Here is a 24519-nt window from a genome sequence, read left to right as displayed (position 1 = left end):
GACAAATCGAACACCGCACCATACTCAGGCGAAGCGGTCACCGAGGCCCTCCGCTACGAAACGGTGACCACACCACCCCAAATGCCACCAACGGTCACCGGCCGACCTCTTTCCGTGCTCGAAAGCCCTTGTGCACCAGGGATCTCAGGGCCGGTACCGCTCGACCAGTTCCTGACCGAGCCGAGCCAGCTCGGCCTGCACCGACGGCGGATCGAGTACTTCGATCTGCCCGCCCCAGCCGGCCAGTTGCTGGGCGATCATCAGCGGAGTCGGCGCGGTCACCTCGATCTTGATCTGCCCGTCGCCCGCAGGCCCGACCACCTCGCAGTGCCGCCCGAGCCGGTCCTGCATGACCCACAGGAAGCGCTCCGGCATCACGACCGTCGCGGTCAGCAGAGAGCGGTTCCGCTCCATCTCCTCCACCACCTGCGCCCACGCCGTCGCCAGGTCGAAGTCGGCCGGTCGGTCCGCGGGCAGCTCGGTCGCAACGGCCTCGGTGATCCGCTCCACCCGGAAGGTGCGCTGACCTTTCTCGGTGCCCGCGATCAGGTACCAGATGTCGTCCTTGTCCACGAGGCCGAGCGGATCGATAAGCCTTTCCGACCCGGTCTGCCCGCGCCCGGCGTACGAAAGGCGCACCTTGACCCGGCGTACGACGGCCTCTTGGAGCCGCCGAACCATCTCGGGCCGCTCCTTGACGTGCTCACCCCAGCGGGCCGGATCGATGACAACCGCCTCGGCCGCCGCCTCCGCGTCGGCCCGGAAGGTGTCGGGCAAAGCTCGCACCAGCTTCCGCAACGCAGCCTTCGCCTCGGGCGCGACCGCGGCCGCAGGCCCGACCAGCAGGAACAACGCCTGTGCCTCGGCCGCGCTCAGCCCGCTCAGATCCGTCCGCGCCCCGCCGAGCAACGACCAGCCACCATTGCGCCCGGGCTGCGGATATACCGGAATGCCCGCCGTCGACAACGCCTCCAGATCACGCCGCGCGGTAGCCACCGAGATCTCCAGCTCCCGAGCCAGCTCACCAGCCGTCACCCGCCCCCGCGACTGCATCAACAACAAAGTCGCAACCAGCCGGTCCGCACGCATACGCCCATCCTCCCAAACAAACTACGCATGCGCTGAGCACTTAACCCCCGGGCTCTTGGCTGATGAGAGTTGACCTAGAGCGAGGTCTAGCTTCTAGGTTGGCGGGACTGCTACCAGTTGAGGAGTTTCGATGCGTTATCGCACGCTTGGTGGGACCGGGATCGAGGTCAGTACGCACTGTCTCGGCGCGATGATGTTCGGTGCGGTCGGTAATCCCGATCACGAGGACAGCATCCGGATCATTCACGCCGCCCTTGACCAGGGCATCAACTTCGTCGACACCGCCGACATGTACTCCAGCGGCGAGAGCGAGGAGATCGTCGGCAAGGCACTGCAGGGTCGCCGCGACGACGTCGTACTGGCCACCAAGGTGCATTTCCCGATGGGGGAGGGCCCGAACCGCAGCGGCAACTCGCGGCGGTGGATCGTGCACGAGGTCGAGCAGAGTTTGCGCCGGCTCGGCACCGGCTGGATCGACCTCTACCAGATTCACCGGCCCGACTACCGGACCGATATCGAGGAGACCTTGTCGGCGCTGACCGATCTGGTCAGCCAGGGAAAGATCCGCGCGTTCGGCTGCTCGACCTTCCCGGCCGAGGAGATCGTCGAGGCGTACCACGTGGCGGAGCGCCGCGGGTACGGCAAGTTCCGTACCGAGCAACCGCCGTACTCTCTCGTCACTCGCGGCATCGAGCGCTCACTGCTGCCGACCGCGGAGCGGCTGAACATGGGCGTGCTCACCTGGAGCCCGCTCGCCTCGGGCTTCCTGTCCGGCAAAATGCGTAAGGATCAGCCCGTCGACCTGGCGACCGGGCGTGCCGCGCTGACGCCGCACCGGTTCGACCCGTCGCTGCCGGCCAACGCGGCCAAGTTCGACGCCGTCGAGCAGTTGGTGGAAGTTGCCGACGGCATCGGTCGTACGTTGCCCGAACTGGCCCTCGCTTTCGTCACCTCGCACCCGGCGGTGACGTCGGTGATCATCGGTCCACGCACGATGGAGCAACTGGACGGCCTGCTCAAGGGCGCCGACCTCACCCTCGACGACGAGGTCCTGGACCGGATCGACGAGATCGTCCCGCCCGGCACCGACCTGCACCACTACCAGTCCGACGGCCTCTGGCAGACCCCCGCCCTCACCGACCCCACCAAGCGCCGCCGCCCACTCACAGACCGCGCCGCCGCCTGACCCGGTACGCCTGACCGCCGGTAGGCCGGGTACGCCGGAGCCGTGTGCTCCGGCGCACCCGGCGTCGACGAGCGCCCACGTCGACGAGCACACCCGTTTTGATCAGCCGACTTGTTTCACGTCGATATCGCGCAGCCGCCGCCCGAGCAGCTCGGGCCCTTCGCCGAAGTCGTACCGGATCCCGATCGCGGCGATCTTCTCGATCAGATAGCGGTTCACCTCGTTGAGGTCCATCAGCTCGGTGAGCAGCCTCCGCACCGCCTGCGCGCCCGGCTCGCTGGACTGCAATTCCATCTGCGCGCGAGTATTGTCCAGCACCTCCGCTGCGACCGGGTGACGCTCGGCCTGATACGTGTCGAGCAGCGATTCCGGCGCCCAGCCCCGGACCTCTGCGGCCAGCTTCCAGCCGAGGTTGAACGCGTCCTGAACACCCAGGTTGAGACCTTGCCCGCCGGTCGGTGGATGGATGTGCGCCGCGTCGCCGGCCAGCAGTACCCGCCCGACCCGATACCGTTCGGCCAACCGCGTGGCATCCCCGAAACGGGACAACCAGCGCGGTGAATGCACACCGAAATCGGTCCCGGCAATCGCGCGCAACTGTTGCTGGAAATCCGCCAACGTAGGCGGTTCTGCCCGATCGCTGACTCCCGCGGCAGGGACCACGACGCTATAGGTCCCTTCGCGAGCGGGCCGGAGCCAGAACCGCTGCTGGGTTCGCTGCACCTCCGCGACCCTGGCCGCGATCTCCTCGTGCGGTACGCCGACCGCGAGCTCACCCATCAGCGTCTCGGTCCGTGCGGGCTCGCCAGGAAAGCCGACGCCAAGCACCTTCCGAACCGCACTGCGCGCGCCGTCGCACCCCACGAGGTACCGCGAGCGCAGCTGCTCGCCATCGCCCAGTACGACAGTCACACCCTGGTCGTCCTGCGCGAAGTCGGCCACCGCGCAACCACGCCGTACCTGCGCACCGAGTTCGATCGCGTGGTCTTCGAGCAGCTGAACAATGACCGGCTGCGGAATGCCGACCAGATAGGCGTGCGCGGAATCCAGACCCTCCGGCACGGGTTTCGGAATCCCTGCGAAGAATCCGCCGGCCGGCCGCTTCCTTCCCTGCTCGAGAATGCTCGCGAGCAAGCCGCGCATCGCCATCAGTTCGAGACTGCGCAGATGCAGCCCGACCAGGCGGACGAACGACACCGGCTCGGTTTCCTGCTCCAGCACGAGAACCCGTACGTCGTGTAGCCGCAGCTCAGCGGCCAGCGTCGCACCGGTCGGCCCGCAGCCGGCGATGATCACGTCGTACAAGAAGTCCTCGGCGGGGGCCGGCGAAGATTCCACAGATGTACTACCGCGCCGCCAGCACGCGGAATTCGTTGCCGTCGGGATCGAGCATCTCGATCGCGCCGCTTTCACCTGGTCCAACCCGGGTCGCGCCGAGCGAGACGAGCCGCGAGACCTCTGTCCCCACCTCGCCGCCGGCCGGGGGAGCGACCTCGAAGACCAAGCGGTTCTTCGCGGTCTTCTCCCGCACCGGCGGACCGCCCCAGCTGATCTTCGATCCACCCTCGGGGGACTGGATCGCGGTCTCCTCGTCCTGGTCCCAGACCAGCGGCCAGTCCAGCGCCTTGCTCCAGAAGTACCCGACTGCCTGCGACCCGTCGGACGAGAACGCCCCGATCGTCCCGGTGCCGGCGAGGAAGTTGTTGCCCGCCTCGATCACACAGAACTCATTGCCTTCGGGATCAGCCAGCACGACATGCCCATCCTCCGGCCGCTGACCGATATCGAGATGCTGCCCGCCGAGGTCGAGCGCCTTCGCCACTGTCGCCTGCTGCGCCTCAGGGGTAGCGCTGGTCAGATCGAAATGCATCTGATTCGGCTCACTCTTCTCCGCCTCGGTCGCAGTGAACCGAATCGCGAACTCGAGCTCGTCGTTCGGCAGCAGCGTGACACCGTCATCGCCCACCTTGCGCCCGAGAATTCCGGCCCAGAACTCCGCGAGCCGAGGCGGTTCCTGCGCATCGAAGCAAAGCGTCACCAACCGAGTAGTCATTCAACGACGCTAGGCGCTGCCAGATCACCAGACAACGCATTTAAGGCCGGTCGCCCGGGCGCGTGCGTGCTGCTGCCCGGAGGCGAACGGCCTGGCGAAGCAGGTGGTCGTGCTCGGTGAGGTTGGTGGCCCGGCGAGAGGCTTCGGCGTACGCCGCCGCGGCGGTGTCCAAATCGCCGGCGAGCTCGTGGAGATGCCCGCGTACGGCGTACCAGCGGTGCCGCTCGCCGATGACCTCGCTCAGCCGGTCCGTCTCGCGGAGTCCGGCGGCCGGGCCGAGCACATGGCCGACCGCGACCGCGCGCCCGAGGACGGCGGCGGGGGACTGGCGCACCGGATCATCGGTCAGCGCGACCAGGTCGTCGTACCAGCTGAGGATCTGCGGCCAATCGGTCTCCTCCGCGCTTGCCGCGTCGTCGTGAAGAGCAGCGATCGCGGCCTCGATCTGGTAGCGACCAGGTGGGCGCTCATCGGTCTGCAAGGCCAGCGCCGACTGCAGAACACGCACTCCTTCGGCGATCTCACGACTGTTCCACCGGCTGCGATCCTGCCGATCGAGCGTGACGATCCGGCCCTCGGAGTCGAGGCGCGCGGGCAGCCGGGCGTGGTTGAGCAGCATCAGCGCGAGCAACCCGCGCGCTTCCGGTTCCCCGGTCGCGAGATTGAGCTGCCGCGTGAGCCGGATCGCCTCGGCCGCCAGATCCACCCGGCCCGCGTGGCCAGTGGTGTAGACGAGATAGAGCACTCGCAGTACGACGGCCAGGTCGCCCGGCTGATCCAGCCGGCGCCCGCGGACAGTGCGCTTGGCGCGGCTGATCCGCTGCGCCATCGTTGCCTCGGGCACGTAGAACGCGTCGGCGATCTCGCGCGTGGTGAGACCTCCGACAGCACGCAGGGTCAGCGCCACCTGCGACGCGGGCGCGAGGTCCGGATGGCAGCAACAGAACAGCAGGAAAAGGGTGTCATCGCCCTGTTCGACGGCGGCAGGCGGCGGATCGGCGTACGCCGTCGTCTCCTCACGCCGGTACCGGGCGATCTCACTGCGGCGTGCGTCGACGAGCCGCCTCGTCGCGACAGTGGCCAGCCACCCGTGCGGATTGTGCGGGGGATTGTCGGGCCAGACCCGGAGCGCCTCCAGTAACGCTTCCTGCAGCGCATCCTCGGCGGCATCGAAATCCTCACCGCGCCGGACCAGCCCCGCGAGCACGCGGGGGACGAGGGCGCGCAGGGCACCCTCGTCCACCAGCATCGGTTCCTCGATCACACCGGCTCAGTCATCCGACGGCGCCTCGGTCATGATCTCGCGAACGTCGATCCACTCGTACATCGGTTCGCCACCGGGACCAGGTCCCGACGAGACGTACGCCGCGAGTTCGAGCGCCCGCTCGTAGGAATCGACGTCGATCATGTACCAGCCGGCGACCAGGTCGCTCGTCTCCGGATGCGGGCCGTCCGTCGTGACGGGAGCCGCGTCAGGCCCACCGTAACGAACCCAGGTGCGCTCCGGCGTGAGCGCCTGCGCACCGACGTACTCGCCGTTCTCCTCGAGCATCTCGCTGACGTGCCTGAGGAAGGCCATGTGCGCCTCGACATCCTCAGGCGCCCACTGGTCCATCGGGGGCACGGAGGTGTAGTTCTCCGGGCCGCCCCGGTAGTGCTTCAGCAGGAGGTACTTCGGCATCGTCATCTCCAGGTGTCTCGAGCCGCGTCTTCCGCGGCTTCTCACCTGGTGAGCGGAGCCGACCGAAGCTTCTCGACATCGAGCTTAGAACTCGGTCGGCAGCTCAGCGGAGTTGGTCGCGGCGGCGGGTGAGGTAGGCGGTCTCGGCGGTGTTGCCCGCCAGCTCGATCGCCTTGTCGTACGCCGCTCGCGCCTCCTCGCTGCGTCCTTGCCGGCGCAGCAGGTCGGCCCGCGCCGCGTGGTACGCGTGATACCCGGCCAGCTTGTCCTCGAGACGATCGACGTCGGCCAACGCCACCTCGGGCCCATCGAGCTCGGCGACCGCGATCGCCCGGTTCAGCACCACGATCGCCGACGAGTCGAGGCGGGAGAGTTGGTCGTACAAGGCAACGATCTGCGACCAGTCGGTATCGCGCACATCCCGCGCCGACGTGTGCACGGCATTGATCGCCGCAAGAATCTGATACCGGCCCGGCGCAACCCTGGCGGCCAACCGCTCCCGCACGAGGCGATGCCCCTCCGCGATCAGCGCCGCATCCCAGGCGCCCCGGTCCTGCTCGCCAAGCGTGATCAGTTCGCCGCTCGCCGAGATCCGCGCCGTACGCCGTGCTTCGGTCAGCAGCATCAACGCGAGCAGCCCGGCCACCTCGCCGTCTTCGGGCAGCAGAGCCCGGATCAGCCGGGTGAGCCGGATCGCCTCGGCGGTCAGCTCATGACGCACGGGATCGGTATCGGCCCCGGTCGCCAGATAGCCCTCGTTGAACACGAGGAAGAGGACGGCCAGTACGCCGGAGACGCGGGCCGGCAGGTCCTCCGCGGCCGGCACCCGATACGGGATCCGGGCCGCCTTGATCTTCGCCTTCGCGCGGGTGATCCGCTGCCCCATGGCCGTTTCCTGGACCAGAAAGGCCCGGGCGATCTCGGGCACGGTCAGTCCGCCGACCATTCGCAGCGTCAACGCCATCCGGGTCTCCATCGCCAGTGCCGGGTGGCAGCAGGTGAAGATCAGCCGGAGCCGTTCGTCCTCGATCGCGCCCAGAGGCTCGGGCGGGTCGTCGTCGGTCAACACCAGAGCCTCCTTGTGCTTGTCGTCGCGCTTGTTCTCGCGCCTGAGCCGGTCGATGGCCTTGCGATTGGCGGTCGTGGTCAGCCAGCCGCCGGGGTTGGGCGGTACGCCGTCGGCAGGCCACTTCTCCACAGCGGTCGCGAACGCTTCCGCGGCCGCCTCCTCGGCGATGTCGAGATCACCGAAGCGTTTGGTCAGGCTGGCGATCACCCGCGCCCACTCGTCGCGATGGGCCGCGGTGATCGCTTCCTGGATGTCGATCCCACTCACCCGAACGGCCGCACCTCGATCTTGCGATCGCAGACCTTCGACGCCTCGGCGGCGAGCTTGAGCGCCACGTCCAGATCGGGGGTCTCCCACACCCACACGCCGGCCAGGTATTCCTTGGACTCCACGAACGGTCCGTCGCTGAACACCGCCTGGCCGCCCCGGTTGTCGATCACGGTGGCCGATTCGGTGTCCGCGAGCCCGCCCGCGAAGACCCAGTAGCCGTCGGCGATCAGGCGGTCGTTGAACTCGCTGATGGCAGGCTGCCGATCGGTGCTACCGGGATTGACTTTGTCATCGATCACAGAAACCAGGTACTGCATCGTCCGATCATCTCCTGTGGTTCAGTGGCGCCGCGGCCGGCTGCCGTTCACTCCTGCAACGAACGTCGCCACCCCGATCCGACACCGCAGTCACATTCTCGTCGAGAAAACTTCCCGGTACTCCGGAAGGCGAGCCTAGAACCCCAACGGGTCCCGGCTACGCCACATCGGGGCGCGTCATCAGCGGCGATCGCAGGTGCAACTCCAGACTCGAAGTCGTCAGCGGCACCGTGCTCCAGGTCGCCTGCGCCGTCCCCGCGTCGGCGTCGACCACCAGCCGAGCGCGGTGCGGGCTGGTGATGACATAAAGCTCGGCGACAAACTTGCCGTCCTGCCATGCGCCCGTCGCGACGACCGGGCGGCCGAGCGGCGTACTTTCCCGCCAATCTCCATGCCCGACTGCCACCGCGAGCGACGAACCGAGCTGCACCTGCCAGCCGCCGTCCACCGGATCCACCGTCACTGTTGTTCCGTCGGGAAGGGCCGAATCCGCGGGGGAGCCGTCCACTCGCGCCTTGGAAGATCGGTTCGGAGCCGCCGCACCGATCACCGGCGCTAGCGTCAGCCGCCGCAGCCGATCAGCGAGCGCCTCGTCGTCCTCTGCGCTTCCGACCTGGTCGAGACCGGGCAGCAGGCAATCCCAGAACGCACCGGGCACCACGTCGGTCCGCTCGAGGGCGGACGTCATGACGACCACGAGATCGTGAGCCGGGGCGACCACGCACAGCTGACCGTAGGCACCGTTGCCGAAGTAGCCGTGCCGCGACCGCCAGAACTGGTAGCCGTACCCGGACAGGAAGTCGGGATTCGGCAACCAGTTGGGCAGCGGCTCGGTCGTGTCGATGTGCTTCCTGGTCGCCAGCTCTACCCATTCGCGAGGGACGAGTTGCCGGTCGCCCCAGACGCCCCCGCGCAGCAGCAGTTCGCCAAAGGCAGCGACGGCTTCGGTCGTCAGATGCAGGCCATGGAATCCGAAGGCCGCACCGCTGGCCACGCGGTCCCACTCGGCGTGATCGATGCCCATCGGGTGGAACAAGCGCTCGTCGAGAAATCCGGGCAGGTCACGACCAGTGACCCGTTCGACCATCCGGGCCAGGAGATAGGTAGTCGCATCTTCGTAGAGATGCCGGCTTCCCTCAGGGTCGGTGAACGGGACGCGCAGGAAGCCCTTCGTCAGGTCACCGGATTCCAGTTGCCACGCCTCGGCGAGGCTGTCCGTACGGCGTCCTGTCGTCATCGACAGCAGGTGGTGCACGGTGATGCGACGGCCTTGCTCAGCCACGTCTTCCGGGACGTGCTCAGGCAGTACGTCGACCACGCGGTCGTCCAGCGACAGCAGCCCGTCGGTGATCGCGAGACCCACGGCGGTCGAGGTGAACGACTTGGTCAACGAGTAGAGCAGGTGGGGCCGATCAGCGGAGTACGGCGCCCACCAGCCTTCGGCGACGACGTGCCCACGGCGTACGACCATCAGCGAGTGACACTCGATCGACTCCGCTTCGAGCCGGTCCAGCAGCGCGCTGATCGCGCGGGACGAAATCCCTGCGCCGGCCGGTGTCGACCGGGGGAGAAGCGGACGGTGAGAAGACATGCGGGCACGGTAACAATCCCACGCAATCCATTTCTGGCTGCGACCCGCAGACCAGAGCGATGCTCCCCGGCCGATCCGCGGCCCTAGCGCCGCCAGGCCGAAGGAGTGAGGCCATGGACACGCTTGAAGGCGACGGCGAACGCGAACGGATCCTCGTACCCGACGGCGCGAGCGACGGAGGCGACTGTCGCCGCGGGGTCTTGGAGCAGGTCAGCAGCCAACGCCATCCGCCAACTGGTCAGATAGGTCAGCGGCGGCGCCCCGACCAGCTCGGTGAAGCGGGCCGCGAACGTGGCGCGAGACATCGCAACCTTCGCGGCGAGCTCCGCGACCGTCCAGCGGTGAGCGGGGGAGTCGTGAAGCAGGCGTAGCGCATCACCGATACCCGGTGCCGTGAGCGCTTGGTACCAGGACGGGGGAGTAGCGTCTGGCCCGGCCCACCAGGCGCGCAACGCGACCACCAGCACGAAGTCGAGCAACCTGCGCAGTACGGCGTCCTGCCCGGGTTCCTCCCGGGCAGTCTCGGAGGCGAGCAAGCTGAGCGCCGGCCGGGTCCGGTCAGTGGCGGGCACGATCGCCACGGGCGGCAAGAGATCGAGCAGCCGTCGACCGACCGCACCACGGAGGTCGTAGACTCCGCGGACGATCGTCGTCCCGCCGAGGCCGTCGCCGTACGTCCGCGGAGCGTGGAACTCGCCCGGGCCGACCGCCCGCCCGTCGAGGTACTTCGTGTTTCCCCGGATCACATATCGCGACGGCGTGGCTGGATCGTCGGCGATCGTGTAGCTGCGGACGCCCGTGATCAACGCGATGTCGTTCGCGGCCAAGGTCGCGGGGGCGCCGTCGTCGATGCGGAGTGTGGCGCAGCCGCCGAGCGCCGCGACGACGCTGAGCGAAGGCAGTTCGTCGTACGTCACGGACCAGGGCGGTTGCGCGATGAACTGCCGGACCAGGGCGTTCGTGGCCTGCGCCCGTTGCAGCAGATCGCTCAGAACGTCCATCAGGGAAGGCTAGACGATCACAAAGGAACGGCCGACGATCTCCCATGGATGGTCCGAGGGCCGCTCGGCTTGGCTGGACACATGCAGACGATCCTCATCCTCGGCGGTACGGGAACGACCGGCCGCCGCCTCGCCCGGCAACTCCGATCCACCGAGCACACAGTCCGTACGGCGGCCCGCCGCGACGCCGACGTACGCCTCGATCTCGGCGAACCGGCCACCTGGGAACCCGCGCTCGCCGGTGTCACCGCCGCCTACCTGATGGAACCGACGCTCCAGGCCGGCCCGCGACTGGCCGATTTCACCAAGGCCGCCGCCGCAGCCGGCGTACGCCGATTCGTGATGCTGTCCGCGGCACGGGCCGAGGAGGACAGCCATCCACTGCACGCCGCCGAGCAAGCGGTCCGCACCTCTGATGCCGAATGGACGATCCTGCATCCCAACTGGTTCGCGCAGAACTTCAGCGAGGGACCGTGGGCGCGCGCGATCACCGACGGCACGCTCGCCCTGCCGACCGGAGACGGTCGTACGCCGTTCGTCGACGCCGAAGACATCGCCGCGGTGGCTGCGGCCGCTCTGACGACTGAGGGCCATCACGGCAGGGTCTATTCGCTCACGGGCCCTGCGGCGATCAGTTTCGGCGAGGCGACCGAGCTGATCGGACGGGCCACCGGCCGCCGGATCGAGTACGTCGACCTCAGCCCTGAGGACTACACGCGACGCCAGCTGGAGAACGGCGTTCCCAAACCGGCCGCGCAGCTTCTGACCAGCATCCTCGTCTCGATCCGCGACGGCTCGGCCGAGACCTGCTCCGACGACATCCACCAAGCCCTCGGCCGCCCAGCCATCTCCTTCGAAACCTACGTCACCAGAGCCGCAGGGGAGGGCTACTTCAGTTCTTAAGAAGACTGCTTGCGAATCGGCCTGCGGGGACGGGGGAGTACGAGGCCTTTCTAGCGCTCCACGGGGAACACGAGATGGGTAACGCGGTCGCCCTGGACGCAGACTGTGGGATTCCCCAGCGCCACCTCGTCGGCCGAGAGCTTGCCGAAGAAGGGCCGGTTGCCTTCGCCCATCACGATCGGGACGAGGTCGACGGCCACCTCGTCGAGCAGCCCGAGGTCCAGGCACTGCCGGGCGATCGTTCCGCCGGTGACCGCGACGACGCGGTCGCCGGCGAGCGTCTGTGCATGAGCGACCGCGGCCTCGACACCATCGGTCACGAAAGTGAACGGTGCGTCGGGGTGGGCGGCGACCCACTCGGTGGGGACCTGGTGCGTCACGACGACGACGGGGACGTCGAGAGTATGGCGACCCTGCCACCCGTCGGCCACCTCGAACAGCGTCCGCCCGCAAACCAGAGCGCCCAGTGAGGACATCCAGTGGCGCAAGTGTTCAGCACTCTGCGGGGTCAGATGGATGGCGAAGTCTCCAGCAGGCGTCGGCATCTCGACCTCGCCGTTCTGCAGCCAGTCGAACAACCCGCCGATGGTGTTGTCCTGCTTGGCCACGTACCCGTCGAGCGACATGTTCGCCTGCGCAACGACCTTGCCCATGGTGCCTCCTGTTCGCGACAGCTGTCTTCGTGGACACTCTGACCCTCGAGCGGGGTCACCTGAGGCTGGGCGGAAGAGGACTAGTTGACATAATGTCCATTATCGGACATCTGTGGTGATGGCTGGAGAGGGGTTAGTCAACAGTCGAAGACGCGCCAGCAGATGTCGTTTCGCAGGCGTTGATCGTCCAGGACGAGCTCGCGGATCTGTTCCGGCAGTTGTTCGCGTTGCCAACTGCATTCGCGACGGCCGGCGGTGTCGGCGTCGGCCTTGGGAACGGCGGCTTGCGCGGCTTTGATCGCGTACGCCGCCGCGCCGAGCTCGTGTGCGGCAACATGCGCGACGACGCCGGCCTGGCCGGCAGCAAATGCGGCATGTCGGGCGGCTCCGCTCAATTCTCTCGCCGCTGCCATGGCATGACCGCCGGCTGCGCGCGAATCGGACATCCTGATCTCGCCACGGGTCCAGGCCCGGATCTGCTCGATCGCCTGGCGAGGCCTGAGATCCGAAGGCTGCTCGGCCTCGAACAAATGCAGCACGTGCTCGGCACACGCGGCCGCCCACAGACCCAGCAGGTGATGGTCGGCATCCGTGAGGGTTCCGCCTCGACGAATGGTGATGAACCGCGGATCACGTTCTTTCGGCAGGATCACGTCCTAGTCGTACCAGACAAACCAGCTGAACCTGCACCGGCCGCGAGGCAGAATGCCGCCATGGCGGCCGACTCTCCGACAATAGAACTCAGCATGACCGAACTCCGCGAAGTCACCGCGTACGCCGTGGCCTGCGCGCGGCCGGCGTTGGAGATCTTCGACCAGGCACGCCCCGAAGACCAGCGTCCACGAGCAGCGCTCGACGCCGCCCAGACCTTTGCTGCCGGCGCTGAACGCACCAAGCTGCTCCGGGACAGCGCTTGGGCCGCACACAAGGCGGCTCAGGAAACTCGCGATGCCGGTCAGGCCGCCGCAAGCGATGGTGCCCGAGCAGCCGGTCACGCTTGTGGTGCTGCATTCCTTCACCCGTTGGCCAACGCCACCCAGGTCAAACACATCCTCGGCTCAGCGGCGCATGCAGCCCGAGCCCTCGAGCTTTCCGGTGGCGATGCCGCCGCACACCTCGCCCGCTGCGAAACGCTCGCCGGCGCGGTAGTACGAGATGTCCTCAGTCGCTATCCGTCGGCCCCGGCCGGCGGCGGACGCGTAGGCGAATATCTCCGGCAACTCGACATTTCGCTGCGCAACTCCCCCGATCGGGGCTGAGAAGGGGCGCGCTGAGTCATGCATAATTGGCATTATGCATGAATTCGTCAGGTAGTTGCTGATAGCAACAGTCGGGTCCCGGGGGACTCGGACGGAATTGTCGGCGGCCTGCTGTAGACCTTGCGGCATGAAGGTTCTCGAAGCTCAGGCGGCGTTCTTCGCGGCTCGGCGGCCGCGGAAGGACTCCCCTCACACGACCGCTGCCTATCGTCGTGACCTGGCGGGTATCACCGCCTTGCTCGGTGCGGACGCCGAGAGCCTCGAGGTGACCGAGCTGACCGCTCAGGTGTTGCGCGACGCCTTCGGCGCGTTCGCCGACACCCACGCGAAGAGCTCCGTACTGCGTGCCTGGTCCACCTGGAACCAGTTCCTCACCTTCTGCGTGTCCGACGGACTGCTCACCGGCAACCCGATGGGAGCCGTCGCGAGACCCAAGACCCCTCCCCTCTCCCCCAAGCCGCTGCGCGGCGAAGACACTCCGGAGAAGTTGCTCAAGGCAGCGGCCGACGGTGCACGCCGTGCTCGTGATCCCTGGCCGGAGCGCGACGTACTCGTCATCGCGCTCGGCCTCGTCGCCGGACTCCGCTCGGCCGAGATGCGCACGCTGACGGCGGATTCGCTGGCCGGCCGACCCGGCGAGATGCGGTTGCACATCCACGGCAAAGGCAGCCGCGACCGGTCCATCCCGGTCGAGCCGATCATGGAGAAGATCATCGCGACGTACGTCGAATCGTGCGCGCGCCGCTTTCCCCGGAAGCGATTCGGCCGCTCCGGCAAGCTCCTGCTCGACCGCGACGGCCAGCCGATCGGCCGCGGCGGCCTCGAGTACCTGGTGAAGTCCTGCTACCGCTGGGCGGGCCTGCACGATCGCGTTCCCGTCGGCGCGAACCTGCACGCCCTGCGGCACACCTTCGCCACCCGGCTCGCCGAGGACGGCGCGACCGCGTCGGAGATCATGGCGCTCCTCGGCCACGCCAGCCTCGCCACCAGCCAGAACTACATCGAAGCCACCGGCCGCGAGCAACGCTCCGCCGCGGCGAGCAACCGCACCTACCGCACCCTGGACCAGATGGTCGATCCCTGACCCAGGATGGTGAAGGCGGCTTTCATCGGCAGCGATCAGAAAGTGGCGATCGGGTTGACCGGGCTGCCCGACGTACCGGCGAAGCGCACTGGTGCGACTGCGAGCTGGAAGTCCCACTGGCCGAGTTCGACTGCTGTGGCCGCGCACTCCTCCAGGTCGCAGTTGTCGAGCAGCCAGAGCCCCATCGCGACGAGACTCACGGCGTGGACCGGCATCAACACATCGTCGTACCCGGACGGCTGAACGTCCTGGGGCGTGTCGGCACCGATCAGCGCGACGCCGCGTTCATGCAGCCACGGCAGGCAGGACGCGTGCCAACCCGCCTGCGTGAAACCACCGCTCGCGCCGGCCTCATGCCGAGCGCGACCGTAGCCGGTGCGGAGCAGTACCGCGTCACCCGGCCGTACCTGCACACCTTGGCGGCGCTCGGCCTCTTCAAGATCCTCGGGGAAGACGCCATCGCCTGATTCCAGCCACGGCACATCGCGGACCTTCGCAACGTCCAACAGCACCCCCCGCGTGACGATCCCGTTCGCCGCCGCCGTGACAGCAGCCCACGCCGATCCGGTCGCGGCGTCGACCAGCGTGTGTGGCCGGCCGTTGTACATCTTCCCGTCCCAGAACAGATGGCACGGCGAATCGAGGTGCGTGATCGTGTTGCCGTGAAAGAAGATTCCGAGCCGCTCGTTCGAGAAGCCCCAGCGTCGATCGTTGTGGAACGCCGCGGGCATGTGCTCGGCACCCGGCATGTCGGCGGCACACGGACACGCCGTCGTCGACCGCTCCATCTCCTCCGGTACCGCGACCTCCCAGGCGCACGACACGCTCCTGCCATGCCGCACGGCACGGGCCGCCGCCAGCCGGACGTCGTCGGTGATGTGGTTCAGAGTGCCGAGTTGGTCGTCGTCGCCCCACCGCCCCCAGTTGGACAAGGCGTCGAAGTACCCGAGTACGTCGTCCTGTGTCGGCAAAGGTCGCCCACCCGTCATCCCTGCATCAACTCCTCAGTCACGCGGCCAGCTGAACTGGCATGACACCACATCCTCGGGCCAGCGGAGAGAATGCACAGATGAATGACACCCGAGCTGACTTCCTCGCTGTGGCGCGGCTTGCCGCCACCCTGTTGCGGGAGCCGTCGCTAGAGTCCGCCTGGACCAAGGCCAGCGCCCTGGCCGAATTCAGTGTCGGTGGGCTCGCGGGCCATCTGGCGTTCCAGGTGCTGGCGATCCCGCAGATCATCCGCGAGCCGATTCCCGCCGAACCGACGATCACCCTGCTCGACCACTATGCGCGCGTGCAGTGGATCGATGCGGCGCTCGACGACGACATCAGTGTCCGGATCCGCACTGGCGGCGAGCAGCTTGCTGGCGACGGCCCTGCTGTACTCGCTGACGAGCTGGATGCTGCAATCGCGCAACTGGAGAGCGATCTCTCGACGGCGCCCGACCGCGCCGTGCGGATCTCGCTCTGGGGTCCATGGTCGCTGATGCTCGACGACATGCTCGTCACCCGGATGATGGAGCTCGCGGTGCACGCCGACGACCTCGCTGTCAGCATCGGCGTACAGACACCTGTCTTTCCGGACCGTGCGGTGGAGACCGTCGTCGACCTGCTGACCAGGCTGGCGATGCGACGCCACGGCCAGACACCGGTACTACGGGCGCTCAGCCGCGCGGAGCGTTCCCCCGCGTCGATCACCGCGTTCTGAGCGGACTACTCTTCACCAGCGCCATCCGCCTGCTACGAGGAGCCCGGCATGCCGAAGTACCGCCGCTTGGTGATCAAACTGTCCGGTCAGGCGATCGCGGGGTCGGCCGGGTTCGGCTTCGACAAGGATCGGCTGAACCACCTGGCGCGCGAGGTGATCGCAGCGCGGGACACCGGTGTCGAGGTCGCTGTCGTCGTCGGTGGGGGCAATGTCTTTCGCGGTAACCGGGCCGAGGACTGGGGTATCGACCGGGTCGAGGCGGACAACATCGGCATGCTCGGCACGGTGATCAACGCCGTCCTGCTGCGCGGCAAGCTTCACGAGCTCGGCGAAGCCGACGTACGGCTGATGACGGCGCTCCCGATCAACAACCTCGCCGAACCGTACATCCGGCTTCGTGCGCTGCGGCATCTGGAGAAGGGCTCGATCGTCCTGCTGGGCTGCGGCAACGGCCAGCCGTTCACCACCACCGACTACCCGGCCGTGCAGCGAGCCGTCGAACTCGACGCCGACGCTCTCCTGGTCGCGAAGAACGGTACCGACGGCGTGTACGACGCCGACCCCAACAAGGTCCCGACCGCCCGCCGCTTCGATCACCTCACCTACCAGCAGGTCATCGACAAGGGCCTCGGCGTGATGGACCAGGCCGCCTTCATCCTCGCCCGCGACCACCACCTCCCCCTGCACGTCTTCGACATAGACCGCCCCGGCGCCGCCGCCGCCATAACCACCGGCTCCCCCATCGGCACCACCATCTCCTGACCTGCCCGTCGGTCTGCGGTCGCCGAAAATCCGTTGCAGGCAAAGCGGGCGGGCTGTTGTACTCGGTGGGCTGTCGTCAGTGTTCGCGTCGTCAAAGGAGCGCAGTCGTGCGATCTCACTTCATGTCTGGACTGAGCGGAAAGTTCACCTGTTCAAGGGACATGGAGTTCGGTGCGAACACTCAATTTGGGGATTCTGGCGCACGTAGACGCCGGTAAGACGAGCCTGACCGAACGGCTGCTGTACGCCGTCGGGGTCATCGACGAGATCGGTAGCGTCGACGACGGGAGCACTCAGACCGATTCGCTAGCGCTGGAACGCCAGCGCGGGATCACGATCAAGTCCGCGGTGGTGTCGTTCGCCATCGACGACGTCACGGTCAACCTGATCGACACGCCTGGACACCCGGATTTCATCGCCGAGGTGGAGCGGGCGCTCGGCGTACTGGACGGTGCCGTGCTGGTGATCTCCGCGGTCGAAGGGGTCCAGGCGCAGACGCGAGTGCTGATGCGCACGTTGCAGCGGCTCAAGATCCCGACGTTGATCTTCGTCAACAAGCTCGACCGCTCCGGTGCGCGCAGCGCCGAGTTGGTGAAGACCATCACCGACAAGCTCGCGAGCGAGCTCATCGCGATGGGGTCGACTAGCGAGCTCGGTACGCCGGCAGCCGGCTTCACGCCTTACGGGCGGGACGACCCCGGCTTCGGCTTCGCCATGATCGACCTGCTGTCCGAGCACGACGAGCAACTGCTGGCAACGTACGTGGAGAACGAGAAAGCGCTCTCGTACGACGCTCTTCGTTCACGGCTTGCCGGGCAGACGAAGCGTGCGCTGGTGCATCCGGTGTACTTCGGTTCGGCGATCACCGGCGCGGGGACGGACGCGCTGATCGCGGGGATTCGGGAACTGCTGCCTGCTACCGAAGGGGATGCCGACGGGCCGGTGGAGGGGTCCGTTTTCAAGGTGGAGCGTGGTCCGGCCGGGGAGAAGATCGCGTTCGTCCGGATGTTCTCCGGCACGATCCGGGTCCGGGACCGGCTGCGGTACCGGGGTGATCAGGAGGCGAAGGTCACCGCCATCAGTGTCTTCGGCGATGGGTCGACGCGGTCGCGCGATGAGTTGTCGGCCGGTCAGATCGGCAAGTTGTGGGGCCTCGCCGGTATCCAGATCGGCGACACGATCGGTGCTGTCGGCAACCAGAGCGAATCGGCGACAGGTGCTGTAGGCAACCAAGCCGGGAACGGGAGCAGTGATCGGGAGAGCGGTCACTTCGCTCCCCCGACGTTGGAGACGGTGATCGCGCCGGTTCGAGCGTCGGACAAGGGGAACCTCCAGGTCGCGCTCTCCCAGCTCGCCGAGCAGGATCCACTGATCAACCTGCGGCAGGACGACATCCGGCAGGAGACGTTCGTGTCGCTGTACGGCGAGGTGCAGAAGGAGGTCATCCATACCACGCTGGCCGGCGAGTTCGGGATCGACGTCACCTTCCGCGAGTCGACGACGATCTGCATCGAGCGGCTGGACGGCGTCGGTTCGGCCGTCGAGTTCAACAAGGTGGACCCGAATCCGTTCCTGGCGACCATCGGCCTGCGGGTCGAACCGGCACCGGAGAACTCCGGCGTCACGTTCCGGCTCGAGGTCGAGCTCGGCTCGATGCCGTACGCGTTCATCAAGGCAGTCGAGGAGACCGTGCACGAGTCGTTGCGGCAGGGCGTCTACGGCTGGCAGATCCCTGACTGCACAGTGGTGATGACGCACTCGGGGTACTCCGCGCGGCAGAGTCATGCGCACGCGGTGTTCGACAAGAGCATGTCGAGCACCGCCGGAGACTTCCGGCAGCTGACACCGCTGGTGATGATGGACGCGCTACGAGAAGCCGGTACGACGGTGTTCGAGCCGATGCATCGGTTCCAGTTGGAGGTCCCCACTGATACGACGCGGGCTGTCCTGGCGGCGTTGAGCAGGCTGCGGGCGATCCCGCAGGTGCCGGCGCTGGCTGCGACGACCTCGGTTCTGGAAGGCGAGATCCCGGCGGCCGCTGTCTACAAGCTCGAACAGCAACTCCCGGCACTGACCCGCGGCGAGGGGGTACTCGAGTCGGCCTTCGACCGCTATCACCCAGTCACCGGCCCGATCCCCACCCGCGCCCGCACCGACCACAACCCCCTCAACCGCCGCGAGTACCTCCTCCACGTACTCCGCCGAGTCTGATCACCCCAGCCTGGCGATGTTGACCGATCCCATCGTCACGCAGCTGCGCCGCTCGCTCCCGGGTGGGCACGGCTGACTGATCAACCCGCGAGCTGTGCCATGAGCCGCCCGGGCGAACGCCCGGCGAAACCGGTCAGGCGAGGTTGGTCAGTGTTGGCGGTTCGCCGAGGTCGGCTGTCAGAGTGATCGAGCGTGGGGCGAAGCCTCGGCTCTGGTACAGCGCCAGCGCGGCGGCGTTCACGGCATACGCCGTCACCTGCAGACTCGCTGCGCCGTGATTCCGCGCCCACTCGACGAAGGCATCCACCAGCTGTCCGCCGACGCCTTGGCCGCGGAGTTCCGGGCGGATGTACATGCTGACCAGCTCGGCTCGGGCGACCGTCCACATGTCCGACGGATCGTAGAGATGGCCGACCAGATGGCCGCCGACTCCTGCGAACCCGTCGGCCACGAGAACAAGGGCCTTCGGGTTCGCGAGCAGGTCTCGGCACCATTGGGTGCCGTGCTGCTCCGGCCAGCGCTGGTTGCGTAGCGGATCGCGCTCTCCCGCGTCCTCGGCGAACAGCGCCGAGGTCGAGGCCACCACCTCGTCGAGGTCATCGATCGTCGCCGGTCGGATCGTGGAGGTCATCGAGCCACCGTAGTACTAGGTGAGGTGGCGATGATGACTGTTGCGGCGTAGTCCGGGTCGGTGGTGACGCGGGTGGTCAGGCCGTCGTGGTTGAAAATCGCGGTGGCGATGGCGGACTGGTCTTCGGTGGTCTCGACCAAGATATGGCCTCCCGGCGCAAGCCAGGCAGAAGCCTCCGCGCTCACGCGGCGCAGTACTTCCAGCCCGTCCGCTCCGCCGTCGAGAGTGACGAGGGGCTCGTGGAGGCGCGCCTCCGCGGGCAACAACCGAACCTCGTCGCTCGGCACATACGGCACGTTGGCAAGCAGCACGTCGATCCGGCCTTTCAATGCCGACGGCAACGGATCGAACAGGTCTCCCTCGAAGACCTGTCCGCCCACCCGCTCCACGTTGCGCCGAGCACACCGCACCGCCGCAGCCTCGACATCAGCGGCGTACAACTCAACCGGACCAGCAGCACAAGCCACCGCACCCCCCAACGCCCCAGACCCACAACAAAGATCCAGTACCACGCTCCGCCCGCCACCCGCCGAGTCGCTGCTTCGATCTCGATCAACGCGGAGATCGGGTTGATCTCCGCCCGCCTGGTCCCCGCCCGCCTGGTCGCCGCCCGCCTGGTCTCGGCGGTCCTGGAGCAGCGCGATCGCCTGCGTCACAAGGGCTTCGGTGCGGACGCGGGGTACGAAGACGCCGGGGTCGACTTCGATCCGCAAGCCATGGAATGCGGCCCAGCCGACTACGTGTTCGATCGGCAGGCCTGCGACGCGCTGCTCGACCATGCGAGCCAGTTCAACCTCGTCGGCAGCGCTGGAGATCAGCATTTCCGCCTCGTCTTCCGCGAACACGCAGCCGGCTGCGCGCAGGGTCGCGACGATCCCGTCAGGCAAAGGCGTTCACTCCGGTGAGCTCGGCCGAGACGGCCCACAGCCGGGCGGCGGAATCCCGATCGATCGCATACGGGCGGACGCCGGGCGCGTCGTCGGTCGACACCTCCGCAATGTCGCAGTCCTCGCAGAACACCCCGCCGAGCCCGTCGAGCTGAGGCGATGTCGCCGCCCACACCTGCGTGGCGGCGCCCTGCTCGGGTGTCTTGAAAGCCTCGTTGTACTCGCCGGTCTTCTCGTCGATCCAGCCGGCCGCGACCATCTCTTCCCGCGGCAGGTGTCGTTGCAACGGCGTCATGATCCCGCCCGGATGCAGCGCGAACGCACGCACCCCAGAATCCTTGCCCAGGGCATCCAACTGTACGGCGAACAGCACGTTCGCCGTCTTAGCCTGACCGTAGGCCGCCCACTTGTCGTAGCCGGTCTCGAACTGCAGGTCGTCCCATCGGATGTCCGACCGGCGGTGCCCGGTCGACGACACCGCGACCACCCGCGCACCGCCATCGGCGGCGATGGCCGGCCAGAGCCGGTTGACGAGGGCGAAGTGCCCGAGATGGTTGGTCGCGAACTGCGCTTCCCAGCCGGGTCCGACCCGGGTCTCCGGGCAGGCCATGATCGCCGCGTTGTCGATCACCAGGTCGAGGCTCCGGCCGGAGGCAAGGAACCGCTCGGAGAACGAGCGGACGCTCTCCAGATCAGCCAGGTCCAGCGCGTCGACCTCGACGCCGGCCACACCAGAGAGCGCTTCCTTGGCGTTCTCGGGCCGCCGAGCCGGTACGACGACCTCGGCGCCCGCCTTCACCAGTGCCTTCGTCGTCTCCAGGCCGAGCCCCGAATATCCGCCGGTCACCAGCGCGAGCTTCCCGCTGAGGTCGATCCCCTTGAGCACGTCGTCCGCGGTACTCCGGTAGCCGAATCCGGATCCGAGCTTCTTCTGTGCAGTCGTCATGCTGACGACCCTACGAGCTAGAGTCGGCTCTAGGTCAATCGCCACTCGGTCAGGCGTCCAGTTGTGGGTTCTGCTGCAGCGATTCGACCAGCCGCTGCAACGCCGGATTGGGATTGTCCGGACTCCAGCAGGCGTGCAGGGTGACCGAATGGGCGTCGGCTGAGTCGAGTTCGCGGTACGAAACGCCTTGCACTCGCATCGCCATGATCGACCGCGGAATCAGCGCGCAGCCGAGACCGGCCCGGACGAGCGCGAGCATGGTCGGCACCTGCGAGGCGAGCTGGCTCACGGCGTACCGGTTCATGCCGACCATTGCGGCACAGATGTCGTGCAGATAGCGCGATCCTTCGGGGCTGTAGCCGATGTAGTCGTCGGTCACCTCGCTGAGCGACACCGGGCCGTCCCCGACAGCGAGTGGATGCCCGGCCGGTACGGCGAGGACGAGGTCTTCGGAGTGCACCAGCAACGACTCGAACTGCTCAGGAATGGGTGGTCGCACCAGGCCGAGGTCAACCTTCAGCCCGGCCAGCGCCTCGAACTGATCCGGGCTGACCAGCTCCATCAACTCCGCAGTCACCGCAGGCGTGCGCCTGCCGACCATCGTGAGGAAATCGGCCAGTACGGCGTACGCCCCGATCGCGGTGAACGCGATCCGCAGAGTGCCGGTCTGGCCGTCGGCCGCCCGGCGGGTTGCCTCGGGCGCGATCTCGAGCAGGGCAAGCATGCGACGGCAGTGTTCGAGGAACACCGCGCCGGCGGCGGTCAGCCGCACTCCCCTGCCGGTGCGGTCGAACAGCGAGACCGCGAGAGAGCGCTCCAGGCCTTGGATCTGCCGGGTCAGTGGTGGCTGGGTCATCGACAACCGCTCGGCGGCGCGGCCGAAGTGCTGTTCTTCGGCGACCGCGACGAATCCCTTCAACTGCTGGAGCGAGAGGTCCACGCGATGCCCTCACGGTATCGATCGATGCGGAAACGGGCTTGGACGAGCATAACGGTAAGCGCATACCGTCGGGTGTCGAAGCCGCCGTCGATCGAGGAGTCAGCTTGCCGAAGCTTGCCGTGGTGATGACGCCCGATCGGGTCGACGATGTCTGCGGACCTGATGCCCGGCAATTGCTCGATGACCGCTTCGAGGTCAGCTGGGCCGGTGCCGACCTGTCCCCGGCCGCCGTGGAGAAGCTGGTCGTCGGGAGCGACGTCGTACTGACCAGCTGGGGTACGCCGCATCTCGAGCCGGCCTGGTGGTCCGGCGGTGCCGGGCCGAAGGTGGTTGCGCATGCGGCCGGTTCGGTGAAGAAGCTGGTCGATCCGGCGATTCTGGAGCAGGGGGTCGCGGTGTTCTCGGCCGGACCGCGGATCGCGTGGTCGGTCGGCGAGTACTGCTTGGCCGCGATGCTCACCTTGGCGCGGCGGCTCCCCCGGTTCGACCAAGCCGTTCGCCAGGGTGGGTGGAAGCAGAGCGCGTTCCGCGGTGGCGAATTGGCCGGTCAGCCGGTAGGCATCCTTGGTGCGAGTTCGACTGCGCGGGCGCTGATCGCTCTGCTCAAGCCTTTCGGTTGTGACGTGCTGGTCTACGACCCCTACTTGAGCGACGAACGGGCGCAGCAGCTCGGCGTACGGATCGCAGCACTGGAAGAGGCGCTGCGATGCCGGTTCGTATCGATCCACGTACCGGACGTTCCGGAGACGCGGGGGTTGGTGACGCGGGAACTCATCGAGCGGCTTCCGGACCAGGCGATCGTGGTGAACTCTTCGCGCGGTCCGGCGATCGATCAGGAAGCGCTCCTGGAGCATTGTCTTGACGGGCGGTTGTTCGCTGCGCTGGATGTCTACGACCCGGAGCCGCCGGCGTTCGGACCGGAAGTCCTTGCTGCAAGCAACTTGTTGCTGACTCCGCACATCGCAGGTGACACCACCGAGGGACATCTCGGGCTGGCCGGCTACGTGCTCGCTGATGTGGTCAAGTGGCTGGACGACGGGATCCGCGGCCCGAGCTTCGTCGATCCAGCAGTCTGGTCGATCGCCGCATGACCGCCGGCAAGTCCAGAATCAGGTCGGTCGAAGTCTTTCCTGTCGCCGTGCCGTTCGCGCGGAAGTTCGTGCTCGGCAGCGGTGCCGTCGGCTCCCCCGGCCAGGCTGTGGATCAGGCGACGGCGGTGGTGTTTGTGAAGTTGACGACCGAGGACGGGGTGGTCGGGTGGGGAGAGCAGAGAGCGCTCCCCAGCTGGAGCTACGAGACGGCCGAGACGATCGCTGTGGTGATCAAGCGACATCTCGAGCCGATCCTGCTGGAGCTGACGCCGTTCGACGTCGAGTTGTTCCACGTCACTGCCAACAAACGGCTCAGCCCGGCCGTGTCGAACGGGTTCCCCTTCGCCCGGGCGGCCGTCGACCTGGCGATGCATGACGCAGCCGGCAAGCTCGCCGGCGTACCGGTTCATGCGTTGCTGGGCGGCAAGGTGTACGACGAGATCCCGCTGTGCTCGGCGATCGGCGTCGGCGCACCGGACGTCGTTCGAGAGCAGGCGCAGCAGTCGGCTGACTATTCGGCGTACAAGGTGAAGATCGGGGGCGATCCCGATGCGGACGCCGCTGCTGTCGAGGCGGTCGCTGAGGTCGCCGGCGCGAAACCGCTGTGGCTGGACGCTAACCAGTCGTACCGGCCGACCGCGCTCAAGCACCTGCTCGACCGGACGCGCGAGGTTCGGACGATCCGTTGCGTCGAGCAACCGGTGCCGAGCACCGACACCTTGGCGATGCAGCGGCTGCGTGGGCTGATCGACTTGCCGATCGCGATCGACGAGGGCAGCTTCACCGCCCAGGATCTTGCCCGGGCGATCCAGTTCCAGGCGGCCGATCTCGTCGTCGTCAAGATCTGCAAATCCGGCGGCCTGCGGAACGCGCTCAAGACCGCTCAGGTAGCGCTCTCCAGCGGTCTGGAGATTCTCGCGAGCGGACTCACCGACTGCGGTCTCGGGTTCGCCGCCGCACTGCACTTGTTCAGTCAGCTCGAACTCGCGCTACCGGCCGAGCTCAACGGACCAGAGCTTCTGGCAGACCTGTACGTCGACGGTCTCACCATCACCAAGGCCGTCGCCACGGTCCCCACCGCACCCGGTCTGGGTGTCCAGGTCGACGAGGAACGGATCCGCGCCGAGTCGATCAACCTGCTCTTCAGCTGAGGAGTCGCAGCTTGTTCGAACTGACCGAGCGGACGC

General features: G+C 67.4%; 26 protein-coding genes. 10 read left to right on the top strand and 16 right to left on the bottom strand.

The features are described from left to right. Positions 1-144 precede the first annotated feature (144 nt). Positions 145-1089, bottom strand: coding sequence for a helix-turn-helix transcriptional regulator (locus DIZ26_RS29225; RefSeq protein ID WP_112247350.1), 945 nt, complete (start codon positions 1087-1089; stop codon positions 145-147). Positions 1090-1219: 130 nt separating this feature from the next. Between DIZ26_RS29225 and DIZ26_RS29220 the strand changes: the two genes are divergently transcribed. Beyond that, a complete protein-coding gene (locus tag DIZ26_RS29220) occupies positions 1220-2275 on the top strand; it encodes an aldo/keto reductase (protein ID WP_112247348.1) in 1056 nt (351 codons plus the stop codon). Positions 2276-2377: 102 nt separating this feature from the next. Here DIZ26_RS29220 and DIZ26_RS29215 read toward each other — a convergent pair whose 3' ends face one another. The 8 genes from DIZ26_RS29215 to DIZ26_RS29180 form a co-directional block, all read right to left on the bottom strand. Continuing rightward, the gene (locus tag DIZ26_RS29215) at positions 2378-3613 is read right to left on the bottom strand and encodes an FAD-dependent monooxygenase (protein WP_232828674.1); all 1236 of its coding nucleotides are present in this window, start codon (positions 3611-3613) and stop codon (positions 2378-2380) included. A 7-nt stretch (positions 3614-3620) separates the two neighbouring features. Then, complete coding sequence (locus tag DIZ26_RS29210; RefSeq protein WP_112247346.1) at positions 3621-4328, bottom strand: VOC family protein; 708 nt, start codon at positions 4326-4328, stop codon at positions 3621-3623. Between the two features lie 40 nt (positions 4329-4368). Next, complete coding sequence (locus DIZ26_RS29205; RefSeq protein ID WP_332872749.1) at positions 4369-5592, bottom strand: RNA polymerase sigma factor; 1224 nt, start codon at positions 5590-5592, stop codon at positions 4369-4371. Between the two features lie 6 nt (positions 5593-5598). Then, on the bottom strand, positions 5599-6009 hold the full coding sequence (locus DIZ26_RS29200) for a YciI family protein (RefSeq protein ID WP_112247512.1): 411 nt from the start codon (positions 6007-6009) through the stop codon (positions 5599-5601). 103 nt (positions 6010-6112) lie between these two features. Then, positions 6113-7345 carry an RNA polymerase sigma factor gene (locus tag DIZ26_RS29195; RefSeq protein WP_112247344.1) on the bottom strand — a complete coding sequence of 411 codons (1233 nt, stop codon included), beginning with the start codon at positions 7343-7345 and terminating at the stop codon, positions 6113-6115. Then, entirely contained in the window at positions 7342-7665 is a 324-nt protein-coding gene (locus DIZ26_RS29190; RefSeq protein ID WP_112247342.1) for a YciI family protein, read from the bottom strand. Before DIZ26_RS29190 ends, DIZ26_RS29195 begins: the two co-directional genes overlap by 4 nt. 157 nt (positions 7666-7822) lie before the next feature. Then, entirely contained in the window at positions 7823-9256 is a 1434-nt protein-coding gene (locus DIZ26_RS29185) for a serine hydrolase domain-containing protein (RefSeq protein ID WP_198676342.1), read from the bottom strand. 83 nt (positions 9257-9339) lie between these two features. Beyond that, complete coding sequence (locus DIZ26_RS29180; RefSeq protein WP_112247340.1) at positions 9340-10257, bottom strand: AraC family transcriptional regulator; 918 nt, start codon at positions 10255-10257, stop codon at positions 9340-9342. Between the two features lie 81 nt (positions 10258-10338). Here DIZ26_RS29180 and DIZ26_RS29175 point away from each other — a divergent pair, with 81 nt between their 5' ends. Then, complete coding sequence (locus DIZ26_RS29175; RefSeq protein ID WP_112247338.1) at positions 10339-11160, top strand: NmrA family NAD(P)-binding protein; 822 nt, start codon at positions 10339-10341, stop codon at positions 11158-11160. 50 nt (positions 11161-11210) lie between these two features. On the opposite strand, the gene DIZ26_RS29170 is transcribed toward DIZ26_RS29175, so the two are convergent. Both DIZ26_RS29170 and DIZ26_RS29165 read right to left on the bottom strand, forming a co-directional pair. Continuing rightward, positions 11211-11813: a dihydrofolate reductase family protein gene (locus DIZ26_RS29170; protein ID WP_112247336.1), complete on the bottom strand. Its 603-nt coding sequence runs from the start codon at positions 11811-11813 to the stop codon at positions 11211-11213. 137 nt (positions 11814-11950) lie between these two features. Then, positions 11951-12466, bottom strand: a complete 516-nt coding sequence (locus DIZ26_RS29165) for a putative immunity protein (protein WP_112247334.1) — start codon at positions 12464-12466, stop codon at positions 11951-11953. 93 nt (positions 12467-12559) lie between these two features. Between DIZ26_RS29165 and DIZ26_RS29160 the strand changes: the two genes are divergently transcribed. Both DIZ26_RS29160 and DIZ26_RS29155 read left to right on the top strand, forming a co-directional pair. Then, positions 12560-13072 carry a putative immunity protein gene (locus DIZ26_RS29160; protein WP_232828673.1) on the top strand — a complete coding sequence of 171 codons (513 nt, stop codon included), beginning with the start codon at positions 12560-12562 and terminating at the stop codon, positions 13070-13072. Positions 13073-13199: 127 nt separating this feature from the next. Further along, positions 13200-14156, top strand: coding sequence for a tyrosine-type recombinase/integrase (locus tag DIZ26_RS29155; RefSeq protein ID WP_112247330.1), 957 nt, complete (start codon positions 13200-13202; stop codon positions 14154-14156). Between the two features lie 35 nt (positions 14157-14191). Here the strand turns inward: DIZ26_RS29155 and DIZ26_RS29150 are convergent, their stop codons facing one another. Then, positions 14192-15145 (bottom strand): cyclase family protein, encoded by a 954-nt coding sequence (locus DIZ26_RS29150; RefSeq protein WP_198676341.1) that lies wholly within the window; start codon positions 15143-15145, stop codon positions 14192-14194. A gap of 80 nt (positions 15146-15225) precedes the next feature. On the opposite strand from DIZ26_RS29150, the gene DIZ26_RS29145 reads away from it, so the two are divergent. From DIZ26_RS29145 to DIZ26_RS29135, 3 genes are all read left to right on the top strand, one after another. After that, positions 15226-15864, top strand: coding sequence for a maleylpyruvate isomerase N-terminal domain-containing protein (locus tag DIZ26_RS29145; RefSeq protein ID WP_112247326.1), 639 nt, complete (start codon positions 15226-15228; stop codon positions 15862-15864). A gap of 48 nt (positions 15865-15912) precedes the next feature. Beyond that, the gene (gene pyrH / locus DIZ26_RS29140; protein WP_112247324.1) at positions 15913-16626 is read left to right on the top strand and encodes a UMP kinase; all 714 of its coding nucleotides are present in this window, start codon (positions 15913-15915) and stop codon (positions 16624-16626) included. A 171-nt stretch (positions 16627-16797) separates the two neighbouring features. After that, a complete protein-coding gene (locus tag DIZ26_RS29135) occupies positions 16798-18837 on the top strand; it encodes a GTP-binding protein (protein WP_112247322.1) in 2040 nt (679 codons plus the stop codon). 133 nt (positions 18838-18970) lie between these two features. Here DIZ26_RS29135 and DIZ26_RS29130 read toward each other — a convergent pair whose 3' ends face one another. Both DIZ26_RS29130 and DIZ26_RS29125 read right to left on the bottom strand, forming a co-directional pair. Continuing rightward, complete coding sequence (locus DIZ26_RS29130; RefSeq protein ID WP_112247320.1) at positions 18971-19468, bottom strand: GNAT family N-acetyltransferase; 498 nt, start codon at positions 19466-19468, stop codon at positions 18971-18973. Next, positions 19465-19980 carry a methyltransferase gene (locus DIZ26_RS29125; protein WP_269815411.1) on the bottom strand — a complete coding sequence of 172 codons (516 nt, stop codon included), beginning with the start codon at positions 19978-19980 and terminating at the stop codon, positions 19465-19467. The genes DIZ26_RS29130 and DIZ26_RS29125 overlap by 4 nt, the downstream gene beginning before the upstream one ends. Positions 19981-20037: 57 nt before the next feature. Between DIZ26_RS29125 and DIZ26_RS38020 the strand changes: the two genes are divergently transcribed. After that, positions 20038-20373 carry a hypothetical protein gene (locus DIZ26_RS38020; RefSeq protein WP_198676350.1) on the top strand — a complete coding sequence of 112 codons (336 nt, stop codon included), beginning with the start codon at positions 20038-20040 and terminating at the stop codon, positions 20371-20373. Here DIZ26_RS38020 and DIZ26_RS29120 read toward each other — a convergent pair. Together DIZ26_RS29120 and DIZ26_RS29115 are read right to left on the bottom strand one after the other, a co-directional pair. Further along, complete coding sequence (locus DIZ26_RS29120) at positions 20348-21301, bottom strand: SDR family NAD(P)-dependent oxidoreductase (protein ID WP_112247318.1); 954 nt, start codon at positions 21299-21301, stop codon at positions 20348-20350. The two genes, DIZ26_RS38020 and DIZ26_RS29120, sit on opposite strands and share 26 nt — an antisense overlap. 49 nt (positions 21302-21350) lie before the next feature. Next, complete coding sequence (locus DIZ26_RS29115) at positions 21351-22241, bottom strand: LysR family transcriptional regulator (protein ID WP_112247316.1); 891 nt, start codon at positions 22239-22241, stop codon at positions 21351-21353. Positions 22242-22345: 104 nt separating this feature from the next. On the opposite strand from DIZ26_RS29115, the gene DIZ26_RS29110 reads away from it, so the two are divergent. Beyond that, positions 22346-23332 (top strand): hydroxyacid dehydrogenase, encoded by a 987-nt coding sequence (locus tag DIZ26_RS29110; protein ID WP_112247314.1) that lies wholly within the window; start codon positions 22346-22348, stop codon positions 23330-23332. Beyond that, positions 23329-24483 (top strand): mandelate racemase/muconate lactonizing enzyme family protein, encoded by a 1155-nt coding sequence (locus DIZ26_RS29105; protein WP_112247312.1) that lies wholly within the window; start codon positions 23329-23331, stop codon positions 24481-24483. The genes DIZ26_RS29110 and DIZ26_RS29105 overlap by 4 nt, the downstream gene beginning before the upstream one ends. Positions 24484-24519 lie beyond the last annotated feature (36 nt).

The organism is Kribbella monticola (genome assembly GCF_003261635.1).
Classification (GTDB): Bacteria; Actinomycetota; Actinomycetes; order Propionibacteriales; family Kribbellaceae; genus Kribbella; species Kribbella monticola.
This window is presented reverse-complemented; position numbering and strand designations above follow the sequence as displayed.